The following is a 20,054-nucleotide window of genomic DNA, read 5'->3' on the forward strand; positions in this document are numbered from 1 at the left end:
TTCCCCGCCACGAGTTTTGCCATGCTGCATCTTTATCAGTCGAACCGGCTCGAGACGCTGGGCACGCTGTTTGCGGCGGTCGAGCGCGAAGCGCCGCTGGCCGACCCGTTTGAGGCCGAGACGGTGATCGTGCAAAGCCGCGGCATGGGCCGCTGGCTGACGCTCGCGCTCGCCCGCGAGAACGGCGTGTCGGCGCACGTCGACTACGTGCTGCCGGCGGCCTTCGCCTGGCAGTTGATGCAGAAGGTGTTGCCGGGCCTGCCCCGGAAGTCGCCGTTCGCGCCCGAAGTGCTGGCCTGGCGGCTGATGCAGTTGTGGCCGACGCTCTCCGGCGCGCCTTACGAGGCGTTGACGCGTTACCTGGCCGGTGGCGAGGCGGCGGCGTTCGAGCTCGCCGGCAAGGTCGCCGACGTGTTCGACCAGTACCTGGTGTTCCGCCCGGAGTGGATCCGTGGCTGGGAGGCGGGGCAGAGCTTTGGCCTGGGCGAGGACGAGGCGTGGCAGGCGGCGTTGTGGCGGCAACTGGCCGCGAGCGACCCGGGGCGGCACCGGGTGCGCCTGCTCGACGACTTCCTCGGCGGCCTCGAACGCGCCCATCTGCCCGAGCGCGTGACGCTGTTCGGCATCGCCAGCCTCGCGCCGATGTACCTTGCGATGGTCAAGCGCCTGTCCGAACTGACCGACGTGTGCCTGTTCACGCTGAACCCTTGCGCCGAGTACTGGGGGGACCTCGCGCAGGCGCGCCGGCAGGGTACGCCGGAGGCCGCGCCGGTGCTCGCCGCGCGCGAGGGCCACCCGCTGTTGGCGTCGCTGGGCCGTCAGGGGCGCGACTTCTTCGACCTTGTCGCCGGCGACACCGACTTTGACCCGCACCCGCTGTTTACCGAGCCTGACGGCGACACCCTGCTCGCGCGCTTGCAGCGCGACCTGTTGACGCTCGACCACCCCGGCGCGCCCGGCTACCTGACGCACTCGCTCGCCGACAGCGACGACTCGGTGGCCTTCGGCAGCGCGCACGGGCCGCTGCGCGAACTGGAAATGCTGAAAGACCGGCTGCTCGCGCGCTTCGCGGCCGACCCGACGCTGACCCCGGCCGACGTGGTGGTGCTCACCCCCGACATCAACGCGTACGCGCCCTTCATCGACAGCGTGTTCGCGCCGCGCGACGACGGCGCGCCCAACGTGCCTTACACCATCGCCGACCGCACCGTGCTGCGAACCTCGCCGGTGCTTGCCGCGTTCGAGGCGGTGCTCGAACTTGCCGACTCGCGCTTCGAGGCCGACCGCGTGCTCGCGCTGCTCGACTGCGACGCGCTGCTCGCGCGCTTTGGCCTCGACACGCGCGACGTGCCGCTGATCCACGACTGGGTGCGCGAGTCGGGCATCCGCTGGGGACGCGACGCCGCGCACAAGGCGGGCCTCGGCCTGCCGTCCGAGCCCGCGCACAGCTGGCGCTGGGGGCTGGACCGTCTGCTGTTGGGCGCCGTGCTGCCTGACGCGCTAGCGGGCAGCCACCGCTCGCCGCTCTTCGGCGGCCTGTTGCCGATGAAGGGTGCATCCGGCCAACTGGCCGAGACGCTGGCGCGCTTCGCGCGGCTGGTCGACGCCCTGTGCGCGCTCGCCGAGACATGGGCCAAGCCCGCGTCGCCGGCGGCGTGGGCGGAGCGGCTGCGCGCGGCGGCGGATACGCTCATGCTTGCCGAGGGCGACGACGAGGCGGCGCTCGCGGTGCTGTTCGACGCGTGCGCCGCGCTGGAAGAGGACGCTTGTCTTGCCCGTTTCGACGGCGAGGTGGGGCTCGCGCCGGTACGCGACACCGTCCGCCGCGCGCTGACGCAGAGCAGCGGCACCGGCTTTCTGGCCGGACGGGTGACCTTCTGCGCGATGGTGCCGATGCGCTCGATCCCGTTCCGCCTGATCTGCCTGATCGGCATGAACGACGGTGCCTACCCGCGCGACGAGCGACCGGTCAGTTTCGACCTGATCGCGCGCTCGCCGAAGAAGGGCGACCGCTCGCGCCGCTTCGACGACCGCTACCTGTTCCTGGAGGCCATCCTCTCCGCGCGCGAGGCGCTGTACTTGTCGTGGGTCGGCCGCTCGGCCAGAAGCGACGAGCCCCTGCCGCCGTCAGCGCTGGTGTCCGAGCTGGCCGACTGCCTGGGGGCGATGTGCGGGTGCGACGTGCTTGCCGGGCGGCTGATCGAGGCGCCGCTGCAGGCGTTCTCGCGCGAGAACTACCGTGCGGGCCGCGCGGGCGGGCCGAGTTTCGAGCCGGCGTACTACCAGGCGCTGGTGTCGCCCCAGCTGGCGCCGCCGTTCGCCGGCGCGCTGCCCATCGCGCAGCCCGAGGTGGTGCCGCTCTCTGCGCTGGTCGCGTTCTGGCGCAACCCGGTCAAGGGGTGGCTCGCGCACGCGCTGGGCGTGCGCGTGTACGGCGGCGAGGAGGCGATGCCGGTGGCCGAGCCGTTCTCGCTCGGGCGCGACGCGCGCGTCGCGGTGCGCACGCCGCTGATCGAGGCGCTGTTCTCGCGCACGCCGCTCGCCCCCGCGCGCGACAGGGTGCGCGGCATGGGCCTGTTGCCGCCGGCCGCGCTGGGCGAGGCCTGCCTCGAGGACGAGGTGTCGGCCAGCGCGCGCTTCGCCGCGCGGCTGCCCGCGGCGCTCGCCGAGCCGGTGCTGCCGCCCTTGCCGGTGTCGCTCCCCATCGGCCGCTGGCAGCTGTTCGGCGAGCTCACCGGCTTGCGCACGGCCGGGCTGATTGCCCAGGTGCCGCGCAAGGCGAACGCCGCCGAGCGCGTCGCGCTGTGGCTGAACCACCTCACGCTGTGCGCGTGCGCGCCCGACGGCGTGCTCGCTGCGTCGCAACTGGTGGCGGAAAAGGACAGCTTCGTGTTCGGGCCGATGCCGGCTGAGGCCGCGTGCGAGTTGCTCGCGCCATGGCTTGCGTGGTTCGCCGAGGGCGTGCGCGAACCCCTGCCGTTTTTCGCGCGTACCAGCCTGGCCGCAGCCGAGGCGCTGGAAAAACCCAAAAAAGGCGAGGCCGATCCGGTCGCGCGCGCCTTGCAGGCGGCGTACGCAGAGTGGGCGCCGCCTGCTGGTTCGAACAAGTACCCGCAGCGGGACGAGATCGCCAACGAGCGGGTATGGCGCGACACCGACCCGCTCACGGACGTGCGTTTCATGCAGATGGTCGAAGTGCTGCTGCGGCCGATGGTCGCGGCAGAGAAAGGGGAAGAGGCATGAGCGCGCCTCGCGTCACGCCGCTGGACGCGGCGAACTGCCCGCTGTCCGGGGTCAACCTGATCGAGGCGTCGGCCGGCACCGGCAAGACGTGGACGATCGCCGCGTTGTTCGTGCGCCTGCTGCTGGAGGGCGAGACGCCGCCCACCGTCGACGAGGTGCTGGTGGTCACCTACACCAAGGCGGCGACCGCCGAGCTGCGCGGCCGCCTGCGCGCGCGCCTGGTCGAGCTGCGCGACTGCCTGGAAGACGACACGCTGGCGGCCGACCCGCTGGTCAGTACGCTGCGCGCGCGCTTCGCGGGAGAGGCGCGCGCGCAGGCGATCGCGCGGCTGACCGCCGCCATCGCCGGCTTCGACGGCGCGGCGATCTACACCATCCACGGCTTTTGCCAGCGCGTGCTGCGCGAGGCGGCGTTCGAGAGCGGGCAGACCTTCGAGGCGGAGCTCGTCGCCGACGACACGCTGCTGCTCGCAGAGCTGGCCGGCGACTTCTGGCGCGCGCGGGTGGTGAACGACGCCCAGCTCGCGCGCCTGATCGCCGAGACCGGGCAGACGCCCGAGGCGTGGCTCGCCGAGGTGCGCCCCTTCCTCGCGCGGCCTTACCTTGAATTGGCCGAGCCGCCCAAGTCCGATTTCGCGGCGCTGTTCGCCGCGCGCGACGCGGCGTGGCAGGAGTTGTGCGCAGCCGATGTCGAAGGCGGCACCGCCTGCCTGCGCGCGGCAGAGGGCTTGAACGGCCGCTCGTACAGCCCGGCCATCGTTGAGCGCGCGTGCCGCTTGCTCGAACACCTGTGCGCCGACGCGCGCACGCCGCCCGAGCCGGACAGGAAGGTGCTGGAGCTGTTCGCCAAGTTCACGCCCGCCGCGCTCGCCAAGGGTGTCAACAAGGGCAAGACGCCGCCCGCGCACCCGCTGTTTGAAGCGCTGGAAGAATGGCTGCTGGCCATGGCCATGCTGCAGGGGGCGCTGGGCGGCGAGCTCGCCCGCCTGAAGCTGGAACTGGTGCGTTGGATAGACAACGAGCGCGCGCGCCGCCGCCAGGCGACGCGTACCCGCGGCTTCGACGACCTGTTGACCGACTTTGCCGCAGGCTTGGCCGACCCGGTGGCGGGGCCCTTGCTCGCCGCGCATGTCGCGCGCAGCTTCCGTGTCGCGCTGATCGACGAATTCCAGGACACCGACCCGGTGCAGTACCAGGTGTTCCGCCGCTGCTTCGTCGAGGCGGGCGCGCCGGTGTTCCTGGTCGGCGACCCCAAACAGGCGATCTACAGCTTCCGAGGCGCCGACATCTTCGCCTACCTGGCGGCACGCGACGATGCGCGCCACCACTACACGCTGGATATCAACCGCCGCTCGTCGGGGGACTTGGTCGGTGCGGTCAACGCGCTGTTCGCCAGGCCCGCGCCCTTCGTGCTGCCGGGCATCGAGTACCACCCGGTCGGCTTCGACCCCGCGCCGCGCGCGCGCCTGGAGGTCGACGACGAAGACGCGGCGCTGACCTGGCTGACCGCGCCGGCCGCAGGCAAGCCGGTGTCCAAGGATGCCGCGGCCGAGTGGGCGGCGAACGCGTGCGCCGACGAGATCGCGCGGCTGATCCGGCTGGGCGCGGCGGGTGGTGCGCGCATCGTGTCGGGTGAGCGCGCAAGGCCCTTCGCCGGGGGGGATGTCGCCGTGCTGGTGGCGACGCACCGCCAGGGCGAGACCATGCGCCAGGCCTTGAGAATGCGCGGCGTCGCCAGCGTCGCGCTGACGCAAGAGAGCGTGTTCGCCAGCGTCGACGCGCGCGAATTGCTCGCCTTGATGCGCGCGTGGGCCGAGCCCGCGTCCGAGCGATTGCTGCGCGCGGCGCTGGCCACTTCGCTGTCGGGGCTGTCTGCCGCCGAACTCTTCGCGCTGGGCGAGGACGAGACGGCGTGGGAGGCGGCGCTCGCGGCTAACCTCGCCGACCACGCGCGCTGGCGCGACCAGGGCTTCGCCGCCGCGTGGCGCGCGTTCAGCGTGCGTACGAGGCTGCCGGCACGGCTGATCGTCGAGGAAAACGGCGAGCGGCGGCTGACCAACCTTGCGCACCTGTGCGAGCTGATCCAGGCCGAAGGCGACGAGCGCTCGGCGCTCGCGCCCCTGATGGCGTGGTTCGAGGCCAAGGTGGCCGACCCGGGCGCGGGCGAGGAGGCGATGCTCAGGCTGGAAACCGACGCAGACCTCGTGAAGATCGTCACCATCCACACGTCCAAGGGCCTGCAGTACCCGCTGGTGTGCTGCCCCTTCCTGTGGGACGGCGCGCTCGAACGCAAGGAGACCGCGTTCTGGCGCTACCACGACGGCGCGCACTCGCGCGTGGTGCCGGCGCTGGACGGCACGGGCGACGCGCGCGACGCCGCCAGGCGCGAGATGCTCGCCGAGAAGCTGCGCCTGTTGTACGTCGCGCTGACCCGCGCGCAGTACCGCCAGCTGATCGCGTGGCGGCCGGTGTCGGGCATGAAGACGGCGGCGCTGAGCTGGCTGATCCACGCGCAGGGCGCCGACTCGCTGTCCGCGATGGAAGCGCTGGAGCTGGGCGACGCCGAAGTCGAGGCGGACCTGACGGTGCTCGGCGCGCGGCTGGGGCGCGCGATGCGGGTGCGCGAGGCACCTGCCGGCCGCATCCATGTCGAGCCGGCGCTGCCGGCTGACGAACCGCTGCAGTTGGCGACGCTCGCACGTCCGCTCTACACGCCGTGGCGGGTCAGCAGCTTCACCGCGCTCACCTCGCGCGCGCACGGCGCGCAGGCCGAGGCGCCCGACCACGACCAGGCGCTGCCGCAGGCTGCGCCTGCTGTGTCAGACGCGCCCGACAGCCTGCTGATCGAGCCGCGCTTCGCGTTCGCGCGCGGCACCCGCGCCGGCACCGCCTTGCACGCCCTTTTCGAGCGCGTGGCGCCTGCCGCACACGGAGATGCGATCCGCACAGAGGCCAGCGAGGTGCTCGCGCGCTTCGGCCTGTCTGCCGACAACGTCGACGGCGCATGCGACCTGGTGACGAGGACGCTCGCCGAGCCCATCGTGCCGGGTCTGACGCTGTCGGGCATCCCCGCGCAGCGCCGGCTGACCGAGCTGAATTTCACGCGGCCCTTGGGCCGGCTCTCCTGTGCGCGCCTGCGCACGCTGTTGTCCGACCCGGCGCTGGGGCTCGCGCCTGCCTTTGTGGACGCGCTCGCGTCGCTCGACTTCAGGACGGTGGAGGGTTACCTGACCGGCTCGATCGACCTTGCCTTCGAGTCGGGCGGCGTGTGGTACGTCGTCGACTACAAGTCCAACTACCTGGGCGGCACGAGCGCCGATTACGCGGGCGCGCAGCTCGAAGCGGCCATCGCGCGCGCGCATTACTACCTGCAATACCTCTTTTACGCGAGCGCGCTTCGGCGGTATCTGGCCAGCCGCGGCATCGTGGCCCGCCGCATCGAGGTGCGCTACCTGTTTGTACGGGGGCTCGACGGCAGCGGTACCGGCCAGTGGCGCGATACGCCGTCGCCGGCGCTGCTCGACGCGCTCGACGCCCTGTTCGAAGTCCGGGCGGACGCCTGACAACCTGGGAGACAACAATGTTCGAATCGGCGGAAATCGGCCACAGCGTCGACAAGGAAACGTGGAAGGTGCGGGTGCCCGCGCTGCGCGAGGCGCTGCTCGACGCGCAGTACGACCTCAAGGAAAAGCCGGACTTCCCGGTGCTGATCCTGATCCACGGCTTTGACGGCGCCGGCCGCGGCGAGACGCTGAACCTGATCAACGAATGGCTGGACCCGCGCCTGATCGACGCGGTGGCGTTCGACGCGGCGAACGACGAGGCGCGCGCGCGGCCGTGGATGTGGCGCTACTGGCGCGAGCTGCCGCCCAAGGGGCGGGTCGGCATGTTCTTCGGTTCCTACTACTCGGACACGCTGTTCGACCGCGCGGAGGGGCGCGCCGGGCGCGACAAGACTGACCGGCGCATCGGCGACATCCTGCGTTTCGAGCGCATGCTCGCCAACGACGGCGCGCTGATCCTGAAGTTCTGGTTCCACCTGTCGGAAGGCGCGCAGAAGTCGCGTCTGAAGCTGCTCGAGAAAGACCCAAAGAGCGCGTGGCGGGTCAGCGAGCGCGACTGGGAGAACCACCGCAACTACGCGCGCATCCGCAAGGCGGCCGCGCACATCCTGCGCCTGACCAATACCGCGTACGCGCCGTGGATCGTCGTCGACGGCTCCGACGCGCGCTACCGCAGCCTGGCGGTCGGCGAGGCGATCCGCGCCGCGCTGCGCCAGCGGCTGGACCGTGCGCACGCGCATGTGGCGCGCGCCGACGCGCCGGCGCCGACGTTGCCGATCGACGGCAAGCTGCTGCTGGACACCCTCGAACTCAACCAGCCGCTGGCCAAGGCCGACTACCTGGAGCAACTGGACGCGCTACAGGCGCGCCTCAACCGGCTGACCCGCCACCCGCGCTTCGCGCGCCACTCGCTGGTGCTCGCCTTCGAGGGTAACGACGCGGCCGGCAAGGGCGGCTGCATCCGCCGCATCACGCAGGCGCTCGACGCGCGCCGCTACCGGGTGGTGCCGGTCGCCGCGCCGACCGAGGAGGAGCGCGCGCAACCTTGGCTGTGGCGCTTCTGGCGGCATGTGCCGGGCAAGGGCGAGACGACCATCTTCGACCGTTCGTGGTACGGCCGCGTGCTGGTCGAGCGCGTGGAGGGCTTCTGCGAGCCGGCCGACTGGGCGCGGGCGTACTACGAGATCAACGACTTCGAGCACCAGCTGGTCGACGACGGCGCGATCGTGCTCAAGTTCTGGCTGGCGATCGACGCCGATACCCAGCTTTCGCGCTTCAAGGCGCGCGAGGAGACCGGGTTCAAGCGTTTCAAGATCACCGAGGAAGACTGGCGCAACCGCCAGAAGTGGGACGACTACAAGCTCGCGGTGTGCGACATGATCGACCGCACCAGCACCACGCAGGTGCCGTGGACGCTGATCGAGGCGAACAACAAGTACCACGCGCGGGTGAAGGTGCTGTCCGCGGTGTGCGACGCGCTGGAGGCGAGGCTGAATGTCGGCGACTGAAGCGCAGCCGGACGCGCTGCCCGAGGTGCTGGGCGGGCTCTTCGCGCGGCTCGACCCCGCGCTTGACGCGCGCGCGGCCTCGACCGTGCACGCGCTGATCGGCGCCACGCGCGCAGGTCACGTCTGCCTGCCGGTGCGCGACGGCGCGACCCTGCGCGCGCTCGCGCAAAGCCCGCTCACCGGCCGCGCCGGCGACTACACGCCGCTGATCCTCGACGGGGGGCGGCTCTACTTTGCGCGCCAGTGGTGGCAGGAGGTGGAGCTTGCGCGCCGCCTCACGGTGCTGGCTGGCACCCGCGAAGAAGTGGACCCGGCCGCGGTGCGCGGCGCGCTCGATACGCTGTTCGGCCCGGCGCCTGCGGTGCTCGACCGCCAGCGCCTGGCCGCCGCGCTCGCCGCGCGCGCGCACCTGACGGTGATCTCGGGGGGCCCGGGCACCGGCAAGACCACCACCGTGGTGCGCCTGCTCGCGCTGCTCTGCCTGCTCAGCCCGCGTCCGCTGGTGATGGCGATGGCGGCGCCGACCGGCAAGGCGGCGGCGCGGCTGGCCGAGTCGATGCGCGCCTCGCGCGCGTCGCTCGCGCTACCGGATGCGGTGGCGGAGCGCCTGCCCGAGTCCGCGCAGACGCTGCACCGCCTGCTCGGCGTGCTGCCCGGGCGCGACGCGCCGCGCCACCACCCGGGCAACCCCTTGCCGCTGGACGTGCTGATCGTCGACGAGGCGTCGATGGTCGACCTCTCGCTGATGCACGACACCGTCGCCGCGCTGCCCGCGCACGCGCGGCTGATCCTGCTGGGCGACCGCGACCAGCTCTCGTCGGTCGACGCCGGCGCGGTGCTGGGCGACGTCGCGGCGCTCGAGGCCTGGCGCGCGGACACGCTTGACTGGCTGGTGCGGTGCGGCCTGCCGGCGCCCGCGGGGGCGTCGGACGCGCAGCCCTTGTCCGACTGCGTGGTCTTTCTTACGCACAGCCACCGTTTCGGCGAGCACAGCGGGATCGGCCGCCTCGCCCGTGCGGTCAACGCGGGCGACGCCGACGCGGCCTGCAGCTTGCTGGACGACGGCGCCTTTGCCGACATCGGCGCGGCGCCAACACTTGATGCCGCCGCGCATTACCGCGAACGCGCCAGCTACTTCGAGCGGGTCGCGTCCGGCGCGCCGCCTGCCGAGGTGTTTGCCGAGTTCTTGCGCTTCATGCTGTTGTGCGCGGACCGTGGCACGGTCGAGCGCCTCAACCGCGAAGTCGAGACGCAGCTCGCCGCGGACGGCCTGCGCGACGCGGCCTCCGACTGGTACCCGGGGCGGGCGGTGATGGTGCGCGAAAACGACTACGGCGTGCGCCTGTTCAACGGCGACATCGGCATCGCGCTCGCGCACCAGGGTGCCTTGCGGGTGTTCTTCCCGGATGCGGACGGCGGTTTCAGGGCGATCTCGCCGGCGCGCCTGCCGGGGCACGAGACCGCGTTCGCGATGACCGTGCACAAGAGCCAGGGCTCCGAGTTTGATACGGTGTGGCTGGCGATGCCCGCCCAGCCGACGCCGCTCTTTTCTCGCCAGTTGCTGTATACCGCGATCACCCGCGCACGCAGGCAATGCCGCCTGCTGGGGCCGCGCGAGAGTCTGCGCGCGGCGTGCGGCCAGCTGGCCGGGCGCGAGTCCGGGCTGGGGGCCCGGCTGTGGCTTGATTCATCTCAATGATATGACCAATGGAAATGGTTTATAGTTAACTTGTATATCAATAATTAACGGTGATGCCATGTTCGGATTCGGGTCAGGAAGGGCGCTGGCGGAGGCGAAAGCCGCCTTGCAGGAAGCGCAAGGCCAGCGTCAGACCTTGCAGTTGCGCGTCGAACAACTGGAGCGCGAGCAGCGTGCGCTGAACGACGAGTGCGAGGCCTTGCGCAGGCAGGCCGAGCAGGGCGCAGGCGGCCGCGAGGCTTTTGCCGAGTGCCAGCACAGCGTCACCGGCGTGCAGCAGTCGCTGGCCGAACTGGCGAACGAGCTGGAGGGGGACCGGGTGCGCACCGGTGACGCGGTACAGGCACTCGAAGGCAGCCTGACCTCGGTGTTCGACATGATCGGCAGCTTCCGGGCGCTGGTCGACCAGCAGGTTGGCATCGCCGGCGACATCCGTAACCTCAACCAGCACACCGGCAAGATCGGCGGCTTTGTCGAGCTGATCCGCGACGTGGCCGACCAGACCAATCTGTTGGCGCTGAACGCGGCGATCGAGGCGGCGCGCGCGGGCGAGGCTGGCCGCGGCTTCGCGGTGGTTGCCGACGAGGTGAGAAAGCTCGCCGAGCGCACCAGCCAGGCGACCCGCGAGATCGGCAGCCTGGTCAGCTCGATCGAGGAGAGCACGCGCACCACCAGCGTCCGTGTCGAGGCAGCCGCAGGCGAGGCCGAGCAGCACCGCAACCAGGGCGAGAGCACCGCCAACAATCTGCAGGAACTGCTGCTGCTGTCGCGCGCGATGCGCGATTCGATCGCACAAGGCGCGAACATCTCCTTCCTGGAAGTCGCGCGGCTGGACCATGTGGTATTCAAGCTGGGGATCTACCGCACCGTGCTGACCGGCGAGCCGGCCGACGCCAGACCCGAGGCGCTCAGCGACCACCACCAGTGCCGGCTTGGCCAGTGGTGCGAACAGGGGCGCGGTCACGGGGAGTTTTCCGGTTTTCCGGCCTTCCGTGAACTGGCGCGCCCGCACGCGCGCGTGCACGAGGCCGGCCGCCAGGCGTTGCAGGCTTTTGCCGCGCGCCAGCCTGACGAACTGGCGCGCCAGCTCTTGGCGATGGAGGCGGCCAGCCGCGAGGTGCTGGAACTGCTCTGCCGGCTGGGCCAGCAGGCCGAGCCCGAGGGCTACAAGCGTGCACAGGCCGAGATGGAGGCGCTGACCGCCTGAGGCTTTGCCGTAGCGGAACCCTGTCCGGACAGGGCTTGACCGTCGTCATAAGCTGTTTTTCGCGTGTTTGATACGATTTTCTATCAATTTTTACGCGGATTAAACGGATATGTTCGGTACCTTTGCCCAGAGCGCGCGCGTATCGCCGAGCTGGAAGCCATGGAGGCCAGCCTGCGCGAACACGCCGCTCGATGCCGGCGAGCGTGCCGTGCTCGCCGGCGGGAAGGACGGCGCGGTCGCGCCGGCACTCGTCGAGATGGAGCGTGCCAGCGCCGAGGTGCTGGCCTTGCTGCTGAAGCTGGGCGAGCAGGCCGACCTGCCTGGGCGGCTGGCCAGGCTAGCTCAAATAGATTCATGGCAAGCCGAATAAATGAAAAATGGATAAACTTGTGCGCTTCTGACTGCCGAGCCGCCGCCATGCACCCTGCCGCCGCCTACCTTGAGCGCATCGCGCGCCACGACCTGTCCGATTTTTCCCCGCTTGTCGTGTGCGAGCAGACCCTGGGTTCGGTCAACCGTGAATGGCGGGAACGCCTGCTCTCCTGTCCGTCCGGGCTGTTTGCCCGGCATGGCGACGCGCTGGCGTGCACCCTGCAGGGCGACGCTACCATGCGCAGCCGGCAACTGGGCGCGGCGGCTGAAGGCTGGCGCGACGCGGGCTGGCTGACCGGTTGGCGGAACGAGCAGTTCGCCGCGCACGGCACGAACGGCGAGTTGCTGTTCGAGCTCGAGCGTGCGGCGTTCCGCCCGCTGGGGCTGACCAGCCGGGCGATCCACATCAACGGGCTCACCCGCCAGCCGGACGGCGAGATCCGCATGTGGGTCGGCCGGCGCAGCCCGGAGAAGTCGTACGAACCCAACCGCATGGACAACCTGGTCGGCGGCGGGGTGGCCGCCGGCGAGAGCCTGCGCGACGCCTGCCTGCGCGAGGGCTGGGAAGAGGCGGGCATCGACGCCGCCCGCCTGTCGGCGCTCGAACCGGTGTGCCGCTTGCTGGCCGAGCGGCCGGTCGCGCGCGGCCTGCACCGCGAGTGGCTGTACGTGCACGACTTGTGGCTGCCCGAGGGCGTTGCGCCCTGCAACCAGGACGGCGAATTTTCCGAGCATACCCTGCTGCCGTTCGCCGAAGTCGAGGCCTTGCTGCTGGAAGGGCGCTTCATGATCGACGCGGCGCTGGTCGCCATCGACTGCCTGCTCAGACACGGCCACTGGGCGGGGCAGGCCGCGCCGTTTGTCCGCGTTTTCGCCGAGCTGCGCGAGGCGGTGGCCGGCCGGATCGAGCCGGCCGACGCGCTGGGCGTGTAGGCGTGCGCGTGCAGGCAGGATCTGCCTTGGCTTGACCTGAATCAAAAATAGCAAGCAGTTAATTCTTATATAGTGATCCGTCCATGTCCGGGCGGATCACCCGCAGGCCGACCCGGACAGCCAGAATCCGAGGAGAACAACAATGGCTGCCATCGGCGACTCCCTGCCGCCGCCGTCCCGCGCGGGCGGCTTTCTCAATGCGATCGAACGGGTTGGCAACAAGCTGCCCGACATCACCATGCTGTTCTTGTACGCGCTGTTCGTGTGCTGGGGCCTGTCGTGGGCGCTGTCTTTCGTCAGCTTCGACTACCGTCACCCGCTGACCGGCGACGTGATCCAGGTCGTCAACATGCTCTCGCCCGACGAGCTGACCACCTTCGTCACGCTGATGGTGAAGAACTTCATCAGCTTCCCGCCCCTGGGCATTACCATCGTCGCCACGCTGGGCATCGGCATCGCCGAGGGCAGCGGCTTCATCCAGGTACTGCTCAAGAAGCTGCTCAACATCACCCCAGAGAAGATCCTGACCCCGGCCGTGGTGTTCGTCGGCGTGGTCAGCCACATGGCGTCCGACTCGGCGTACGTGGTGCTGATGCCGGTCTCGGCGATGATGTTCTACGCCTGCGGCCGCCACCCGCTGGCCGGCATCGCCGCCTCCTTCGCGGGGCTGGCCGGCGGCTTTACCGCGAGCTACACCCCGTCGACCATCGACCCGATCATGCAGGGCTTCACGCAGGGGGCGGCGCGCATCATCGACCCGGCCTACGACGTCAACGTGCTGTGCAACTACTTCGTCAGCCTGGGCGGCACCTTCGGCGTGATCGCGGTGTGCTGGTTCATCACCGACCGCATCGTCGAGCCACGCCTGAAGGCGTCGATGCCGCTGAACAAGGAACTTAACACCGGCAAGGACGAGGACCTGCGCCACATCACGCCGGAAGAGAGCCGCGCCTTCCGCTACGCCGGGCTGACCATGCTCGCGTTGATCGCGGGCCTCGCGTTGTTGCTGGTGCCGGCGGATTCGCTGTGGCGCGCGCCGGACGGCAGCCTGACCAGCCCGAAGGCGCCGGTGATGCAGGCCATCGTGCCGCTGTTGTTCCTGTTCTTCGCGATCCCCGGCCTGGTGTACGGCTTCGCGGTGAAGAAGTTCAAGAGCTCGAAGGACGTGACCGCGTCGATGGAAAACATCACCCGCTCGCTGATCTCGTTCATGGTGTTCGGCTTCTTCTGCGCGCAGTTCCTGTATTCGTTCGGCCGCTCGAACATCGGCACGCTGATCGCGATCTCCGGCGCCGACTTCCTGAAGGAGCTGGCGATGCCAGCGGGCTTCACCGTGTTCGGCATCATCCTGCTGACCGCGTGCCTGAACCTGATCATCACCTCGGCGTCGTCCAAGTGGGCGATCCTGGCGCCGGTGTTCGTGCCGATGCTGATGGCGGTCGGCATCTCGCCGGAGCTGACCCAGGCGGCGTTCCGCATCTCGGATTCGGCGGTCAACGTCTCGACGCCGATGTTCGCGTTCTACCCGCTGATCCTGATGTACTGCCGCCAGTACTGCAAGGATTCGGGCGTCGGCACGCTGTGCTCGATGATGCTGCCGTACACGGTCGGCCTGCTGGTGGTGCTCACCGCGACGCTCTACCTGTTCTGGGGCCTGGGCATCCCGCTGGGCTTTGACAGCGGCTACGTCTACCCGCCGGTGCGCTGAGGCGTCTGCCGGTTGTGCGTGACGGGTGACGGCTGCTGGCTTCACCCGTCCACCTGTTTTGTCTTGCAAGGATTCCCGATGAAAGAACAATTGCTCGAGCGCTTCCTGCGCTACGTCGCCATCCCCAGCCAGAGCGACGCGTCCGCCCGCACCGTCCCGTCCACCCCCGGCCAGCTCGAGCTTGTGCGCGCGCTCGCGGCCGAGCTGGAAACCCTGGGCCTGGAAGACGTGCATATCGACGGGCACGGCATCCTCACCGCGAAGAAGCCCGGCAATGTGGCCGGCGCGCCGCGCATCGGCTTTGTCGCGCACCTCGATACCGTCGACGTCGGCATCTCGCCCGAAATCTTCCCGCAGGTGGTGGTGTTCGACGGGGCAGACATCTGCCTGAACCCGCGCCAGGACATCTGGCTGCGCGTCGCCGAGCACCCGGAGATCCTGCCCTACCGGGGCGAGGAGATCGTGGTGACCGATGGCACCAGCGTGCTGGGCGCCGACAACAAGGCGGCGATCGCCGTGGTGATGACGCTGTTGGCGAACCTGCCCGCCGCGCACGGCGACCTGGTGGTCGCCTTCGTGCCGGACGAGGAGATCGGCCTCAAGGGCTCCAAGCTGCTCGACCTCTCACGCTTTGACGTCGACTTTGCGTACACCATCGACTGCTGCGAGACGGGCGAGGTGGTGTACGAGACCTTCAACGCGGCGTCCGCCGAGGTGACGGTGACCGGCGTGACCGCGCACCCGATGTCGGCCAAGGGCGTGCTGGTCAACCCGATCCGCGTGCTGACCGACCTGATGGCGCATTTCGACCGCACCGACACTCCCGAGCATACCGCCGGCCGCGACGGCTACTTCTGGTTCACCGACCTGCAGGCCAACTCGAACCAGGCGACGCTGAAGATGGCGATCCGCGACTTTGACCTCGCCTCGTTCGAGGCGCGCAAGCGCTTCATCGGCGAGGCGGTCGCGCTGGTTTCGGCACGTCATCCGAAGGCGAAGATCGAGTACCGGGTGGACGATGTGTACTCGAACATCGCGCAGTCGCTGGGCGAGGACAGGCGCGCGATCGACCTGATCTTCGAGGGGATGGGCGAGCTGGGCATCGCGGCCAAGGTGATCCCGATGCGCGGCGGCACCGACGGCTCGGCCCTGTCGCCGCGCGGGGTGTGCACGCCGAACTACTTCACCGGCGCGCACAACTTCCACTCGATCTACGAGTTCCTGCCGCTTCCGGCGCTTGAAAAGTCGTACGCGCTGACGCGGCGCATCGTCGAATTGGCGGCGCGCGCCTGACGCTAGGAAATTGTGATCAGCCCTGCGGCTTCGGCCTGCAGGGCTTTTTTGTTCTGGGCGGAGAGTGCGGGGCAGTGCGTGCGCAAGGGCTGCAGCTGTTCGGTCAGCCGTGGCGTGGGGAGGAGCTGCCCCTGCGCGTTCTCGCTGAGCCAGCCCAGTTCGGCGAGCTTGACGAGCTTGCGGCGCACGGTCTCGCGCGGGATGCCGGTGACCAGCGCGATCGAGTGGCCGTTGGTCGCGCGCGGGGGGCTGCCGTCATGCCGGCAGTGGCAGCGGGCGTGCGACCAGACTTCGAGTACGACCAGCATCATGGTCAGGTCTCCGCCGGAGGCCTGGTAGAGCTCGCGCAGCATAGGCAGCATCTGCTGCGTGATCGGGCAGCAGTGGCGCGCCGGGTCTGCCGTGTTTACCGGACACATCTCGCCGACCTCCCGTCTATCAAAAAACCGTTCACCCGTATCGCCCAGATTGGGCATATCCATATAAAACATATTGTTTTTGCATAGTATATTTACCCTACACGATTGACAATTAATTATTAAAAAACGCGTTTGTTTATTCGACACGTTCAGGGGTAATACTATGGAAAGCGGCAACCGCCGGGCCGTGCTGTCGATGCGCGGCAAGCTGTACGCCTTGATCGCGCTGGCGATTGCCGGCCTGATCGCACTCAGCGCGATCGCGCTATCCGAACAAAGAAAGAGCCTGCTCGCGGATAGGGTCGACCTGATCCGCACCCAGGTCGAGTCGACGGTCAGCATGGTCGGCTACTACGAGGCGCTCGCCAGCGAGGGCAAGCTGCCGCTGGCCGACGCGCAGCGCCTCGCGCTCGCCGCGATCAGCGCGCAGCGTTTCAACGGCTCCGAATACTTCTTCGTGCTTGACCGCGACCTCGACTGGATTGCCCACGGCGTCAACGGCGAACTGGTGGGCAAGTCCATGCGCGGCGTCCGCGACGCGGACGGCGTCGACCTCAGTGCTTTGTTCGACGGGGCGCTGGCCAAGGGCGGCGGCCTGGTCGAGTACCGCTGGGCCAAGCCCGGCAGCGAGGCGCCGGTCGACAAGATCTCCTGGCTGGGTACCAGCCGCGGCTGGGGCTGGCATGTCGGCACCGGCATCTACGTCGACGACGTCGACGCGGCGTTCTGGCGGCAGTCGGCCCAGATGCTGGGGGTGGTCGGCGTGCTGGCGGTACTGCTGCTGGTGGTCAGCACGCTGATCGTGCGCAACCTGATCCGGGGCCTGGGCGGAGAGCCCGCGTACGCGATCGAGGTGGTGCGCAAGATCGCGGCCGGCCGCCTGAACGAGCCGGTCCGGCTGGCCGCCGGCGACAAGGACAGCCTGCTCGCGTCGATCGCGCAGATGCAGGGCGCGTTGCGCGAGCTGATCGGCGAGATCACCACCGCGGCAGGGCAGCTCTCTTCGATGTCCGGGCAGATCGAAAACTATGCTGGCGACAACGCGCAGCAGTCGCAACGGCAAAGCCAGGCGGCCTCGGCGATGGCGGCGGCGATCGAACAGCTGACCACCAGCATCCACCACATCGCCGACAGCGCGCAGCAGGCGCGCGAGCGCTCGCAGCAGGCCGGCGACGAATCCCGCCAGAGCGGCGAGGTGATCACCCGTGCGGTCGGCGAAATGGAAATGATCAGCCAGGAAGTGTCGGCGGCGAGCACGACCATCGGCGAGCTGGTCGACAAGACCGAGTCGATCCGTTCGATCATGGAGGTGATCCGCGACGTCGCCGACCAGACCAACCTGTTGGCGCTGAACGCGGCGATCGAGGCGGCGCGTGCCGGCGAGCAGGGGCGCGGTTTCGCGGTGGTCGCCGACGAAGTGCGGAAACTGGCCGAGCGCACCACCGCGTCGACCCAGCAGATCGCCTCGATGCTGGGCGCGATCCATGCGGCGTCCGACGCGTCGCGCTCGACCATCGAACAGGCGGTCACCCGTGCCGGCAACGGCGTCACGCTGGCCGCCGGGGGCGGCGAGGCGGTCGAGCGCATCCGCCAGAGCACGTCGGGGGTGGTCGGCGTGGTCACCGACATCTCGCACGCGCTGGGCGAGCAGAGCGAGGCGAGCAACGAGATCGCCCGCCATGTCGAGCAGATCTCGCAGGGAGCCGCCTCCGGTGCCGAAGTCGCCAGGCACACCGCCGAAGCGACCGAGGCGCTCAACCGGCTCACCCAGTCCTTGCGCTCGTCGGTCAGTCGTTTCGAGCTGTAAACCACGCTTCAGTCACCAACAGGGCAGGCCATCGGCCTGCCCTGTTTTCTTTGCGCTTGCTCAGCTTTGCAGGTGGCGGACAAAGGTGAAAAAGTAGGGACAGAGGCTGCCGCCAAAGCGCGGATTGATCTCGAACACTTTGGGTACACCGCCTTCTTCCTTGTAATTCACGCAGCACAAGCCCTCGAAGCCGAGCGCGGAAAGCATGTTGCCGAACATCGCGAGGTGGCGCGCGGCGACCGGCGCCCAACTGGCGGGCGTCTTGCCCTTGACCGGGGTGTCGCCGACGAAATGGTAGCGGATGTTCAGTGCGTGTTCGACGCGGCCGTCGCGAAACAGCAGGTGGGTCGCGAATTCCTCTTTCCCCTGCACCAGCGCCTGGCAGAAGTAGTCCGGGTCGGCGAAGAGCGGGGCGTAGCGGCGCAAGTCCGTTTCGTCGAGCACCACGTGGCAGTGCTGCCCCATCACGTCGTGCCGCCGCTTGACGATGAAAGGCAGGGCAAGCTCACCGGCCTCGGCGATGCGAGGCAGCGCATGGGCAAAGCCTGCGCTGTACAAATGTTGGTAGAAGTGCTGTTTGTCGTCGCACAGCATAACGCTTTCGGCGCTGGGCAGCGGCAGCGGGTTATCCGCCCACAGTCTTTGCGGCTGCTGCCTGAGCGCGAGCAGCGGTTCGATATCCAGCGGGACGACCAGGTCCGCGTCCGCGAGTGCCTGACCTTCCAGCGGCGCAAAGTGCAGCGTATGCCGGCTGCCGGCGAAACCCTTCCTGAGCGTGTCCTCCCACCCCGGCTTGGGCGAGAACAGGATGCGCCACGCGTCCGGCGTGCCGCGCCGGCGTACCTCCCAGCGGGACGAAAGCAGGAAGGCTGCCTTGCGCAGACGGGCGTCGGTGCGTTGTAGCGCGGGAATGAGGGGGCTCATCGGGGGCTCCTGTCCGGTTACGCCTTATTTTTAGCAAATACGCCAATGTGATTTTTTAAATATTTAAGATTGCAAAATCTTGCTGGTAAACATTTCAATTTTAGTCGTAGAATTGAAGCATGGAAAACCAGACTGCTACCCACCTGTTCGAGTCGCTCGCCTCCGGCATCCGCCTCGACGCCTTCCGCCTCCTGGTCAAACACGGCCATGCCGGCCTTGTCGCCGGCGAGATCGCCAGCGCGCTCGATATCGCGCCCAACAAACTGTCCTTCCACCTGAAGGCGCTGACCCACGCCGGGCTGGTGTCGGTGACGCAGGAAGGGCGCTTCCAGCGCTACCGCGCCAACCTCTCGCTGATGCTCGAGCTGATCGCCTACCTGACTGCCGAGTGCTGCAGCGGCCAGCCGGAACAATGCCTCGATGCGCGCGCGGCCTCGTGCTGCCCGAGCGCCGTGTTGCCCCCTGTTTCCCCTGCTACGGAACCCAAACCATGAACGTGCTGTTTTTGTGTACCGGCAACTCGTGCCGCTCCATCCTCGGCGAAGTCACCTTCAACCATCTGGCACCGCAAGGCTGGCGGGCGATGAGTGCCGGCAGCCAGCCGGCAGGTTACGTCCACCCGCGCTCGATCGCGTTGCTTGCACGCGAAGGCATGGATGTCGACGGGCTCGCAAGCAAAAGCTGGGACGCGCTGCCGGCGGTGCCGGACATCGTGATCACGGTGTGCGCGTCGGCCGCCGGCGAAACCTGCCCGGCCTACCTGGGCCCGGTGCTGCGTACGCACTGGGGCGTGGACGACCCGGCGCACGCGACCGGTACCGACGAACAAATCGACGCGGCCTTCATGGCGGCTTACCGCACCTTGCGCGCACGGATCGAGGCGATGCTCGCGCTGCCGCTGGAAACGCTGGACCGTGCCGCACTCAAGGCCGAGCTCGACCGCATCGGCCGCGACGTCGTCTGATTTTGACCGACATTTCAACATTATTAGGATTATTGACATGACAAAGATTGAGATTTTCGACCCCGCGCTGTGCTGTGCCAGCGGTGTGTGTGGCAGCGAAGTCGACCAGGCGCTGGTGACCTTTGCCGCCGACTTCGACTGGGCGAAAACACAGGGCGCGGACATCCGCCGCTACAACCTGGCGCAGGAGCCGCTCGCGTTCGCCGAAAACGCGGTGGTGAAGGGCTTTCTCGAGCGCTCCGGCGCCGAGGGCTTGCCGCTAACGCTGGTTGGCGGCGAGATCGCGCTGACCGGCCGCTACCCGCGCCGCGCCGAGCTGGCGCGCTTTGCCGGCATCTCGACCTTCGCCGCCGCTAGCGCGCCGGTCCAGTCATCCTGCTGTGGTGGCGACACCGGCTGCTGCTAAGGGGCCTG

15 protein-coding genes are annotated in these 20,054 nt (G+C 68.9%); 13 read left to right on the forward strand and 2 right to left on the reverse strand.

Translation table 11 applies throughout. The features are described from left to right. Nucleotides 1-21: 21 nt before the first annotated feature. From recC to pepT, 9 genes are all read left to right on the forward strand, one after another. On the forward strand, nt 22-3,243 hold the full coding sequence (recC, locus tag GZH52_RS10560; RefSeq protein ID WP_163316435.1) for an exodeoxyribonuclease V subunit gamma: 3,222 nt from the start codon (nt 22-24) through the stop codon (nt 3,241-3,243). Then, nucleotides 3,240-6,806 carry an exodeoxyribonuclease V subunit beta gene (gene recB, locus GZH52_RS10565; protein WP_163316436.1) on the forward strand — a complete coding sequence of 1,189 codons (3,567 nt, stop codon included), beginning with the start codon at nt 3,240-3,242 and terminating at the stop codon, nt 6,804-6,806. Before recC ends, recB begins: the two co-directional genes overlap by 4 nt. 17 nt (nt 6,807-6,823) lie before the next feature. Beyond that, complete coding sequence (gene pap / locus GZH52_RS10570; RefSeq protein ID WP_163316437.1) at nt 6,824-8,314, forward strand: polyphosphate:AMP phosphotransferase; 1,491 nt, start codon at nt 6,824-6,826, stop codon at nt 8,312-8,314. After that, nucleotides 8,301-10,013 (forward strand): exodeoxyribonuclease V subunit alpha, encoded by a 1,713-nt coding sequence (gene recD / locus GZH52_RS10575; RefSeq protein WP_163316438.1) that lies wholly within the window; start codon nt 8,301-8,303, stop codon nt 10,011-10,013. Before pap ends, recD begins: the two co-directional genes overlap by 14 nt. 58 nt (nt 10,014-10,071) lie before the next feature. Beyond that, the gene (locus GZH52_RS17005) at nt 10,072-11,220 is read left to right on the forward strand and encodes a methyl-accepting chemotaxis protein (protein ID WP_163316439.1); all 1,149 of its coding nucleotides are present in this window, start codon (nt 10,072-10,074) and stop codon (nt 11,218-11,220) included. A gap of 109 nt (nt 11,221-11,329) precedes the next feature. Then, a complete protein-coding gene (locus tag GZH52_RS10585) occupies nt 11,330-11,590 on the forward strand; it encodes a hypothetical protein (RefSeq protein WP_163316440.1) in 261 nt (86 codons plus the stop codon). A 47-nt stretch (nt 11,591-11,637) separates the two neighbouring features. Then, nucleotides 11,638-12,525, forward strand: a complete 888-nt coding sequence (locus tag GZH52_RS10590; RefSeq protein WP_163316441.1) for an NUDIX hydrolase — start codon at nt 11,638-11,640, stop codon at nt 12,523-12,525. A 142-nt stretch (nt 12,526-12,667) separates the two neighbouring features. Further along, nucleotides 12,668-14,233 carry an AbgT family transporter gene (locus tag GZH52_RS10595; RefSeq protein WP_163316442.1) on the forward strand — a complete coding sequence of 522 codons (1,566 nt, stop codon included), beginning with the start codon at nt 12,668-12,670 and terminating at the stop codon, nt 14,231-14,233. A gap of 78 nt (nt 14,234-14,311) precedes the next feature. Beyond that, nucleotides 14,312-15,526 carry a peptidase T gene (gene pepT, locus GZH52_RS10600; RefSeq protein WP_163316443.1) on the forward strand — a complete coding sequence of 405 codons (1,215 nt, stop codon included), beginning with the start codon at nt 14,312-14,314 and terminating at the stop codon, nt 15,524-15,526. Between the two features lie 2 nt (nt 15,527-15,528). On the opposite strand, the gene GZH52_RS10605 is transcribed toward pepT, so the two are convergent. Continuing rightward, on the reverse strand, nt 15,529-15,945 hold the full coding sequence (locus GZH52_RS10605) for a hypothetical protein (RefSeq protein ID WP_163316444.1): 417 nt from the start codon (nt 15,943-15,945) through the stop codon (nt 15,529-15,531). 163 nt (nt 15,946-16,108) lie between these two features. Between GZH52_RS10605 and GZH52_RS10610 the strand changes: the two genes are divergently transcribed. Beyond that, complete coding sequence (locus GZH52_RS10610) at nt 16,109-17,752, forward strand: methyl-accepting chemotaxis protein (RefSeq protein ID WP_239058095.1); 1,644 nt, start codon at nt 16,109-16,111, stop codon at nt 17,750-17,752. Between the two features lie 60 nt (nt 17,753-17,812). Here the strand turns inward: GZH52_RS10610 and GZH52_RS10615 are convergent, their stop codons facing one another. Further along, a complete protein-coding gene (locus tag GZH52_RS10615) occupies nt 17,813-18,676 on the reverse strand; it encodes an ATP-grasp domain-containing protein (protein WP_163316445.1) in 864 nt (287 codons plus the stop codon). Between the two features lie 119 nt (nt 18,677-18,795). Here GZH52_RS10615 and GZH52_RS10620 point away from each other — a divergent pair, with 119 nt between their 5' ends. From GZH52_RS10620 to arsD, 3 genes are read left to right on the forward strand one after another with little or no spacing between them, the layout of a single operon-like run. After that, nucleotides 18,796-19,170, forward strand: coding sequence for an ArsR/SmtB family transcription factor (locus GZH52_RS10620; RefSeq protein WP_163316446.1), 375 nt, complete (start codon nt 18,796-18,798; stop codon nt 19,168-19,170). Further along, the gene (locus GZH52_RS10625) at nt 19,167-19,640 is read left to right on the forward strand and encodes an arsenate reductase ArsC (protein WP_163316447.1); all 474 of its coding nucleotides are present in this window, start codon (nt 19,167-19,169) and stop codon (nt 19,638-19,640) included. The genes GZH52_RS10620 and GZH52_RS10625 overlap by 4 nt, the downstream gene beginning before the upstream one ends. A gap of 37 nt (nt 19,641-19,677) precedes the next feature. Further along, nucleotides 19,678-20,046, forward strand: a complete 369-nt coding sequence (gene arsD / locus GZH52_RS10630) for an arsenite efflux transporter metallochaperone ArsD (RefSeq protein WP_163316448.1) — start codon at nt 19,678-19,680, stop codon at nt 20,044-20,046. Nucleotides 20,047-20,054 lie beyond the last annotated feature (8 nt).

This window comes from Crenobacter caeni (assembly GCF_010435965.1).
GTDB lineage: Bacteria > Pseudomonadota > Gammaproteobacteria > Burkholderiales > Chromobacteriaceae > Craterilacuibacter > Craterilacuibacter caeni.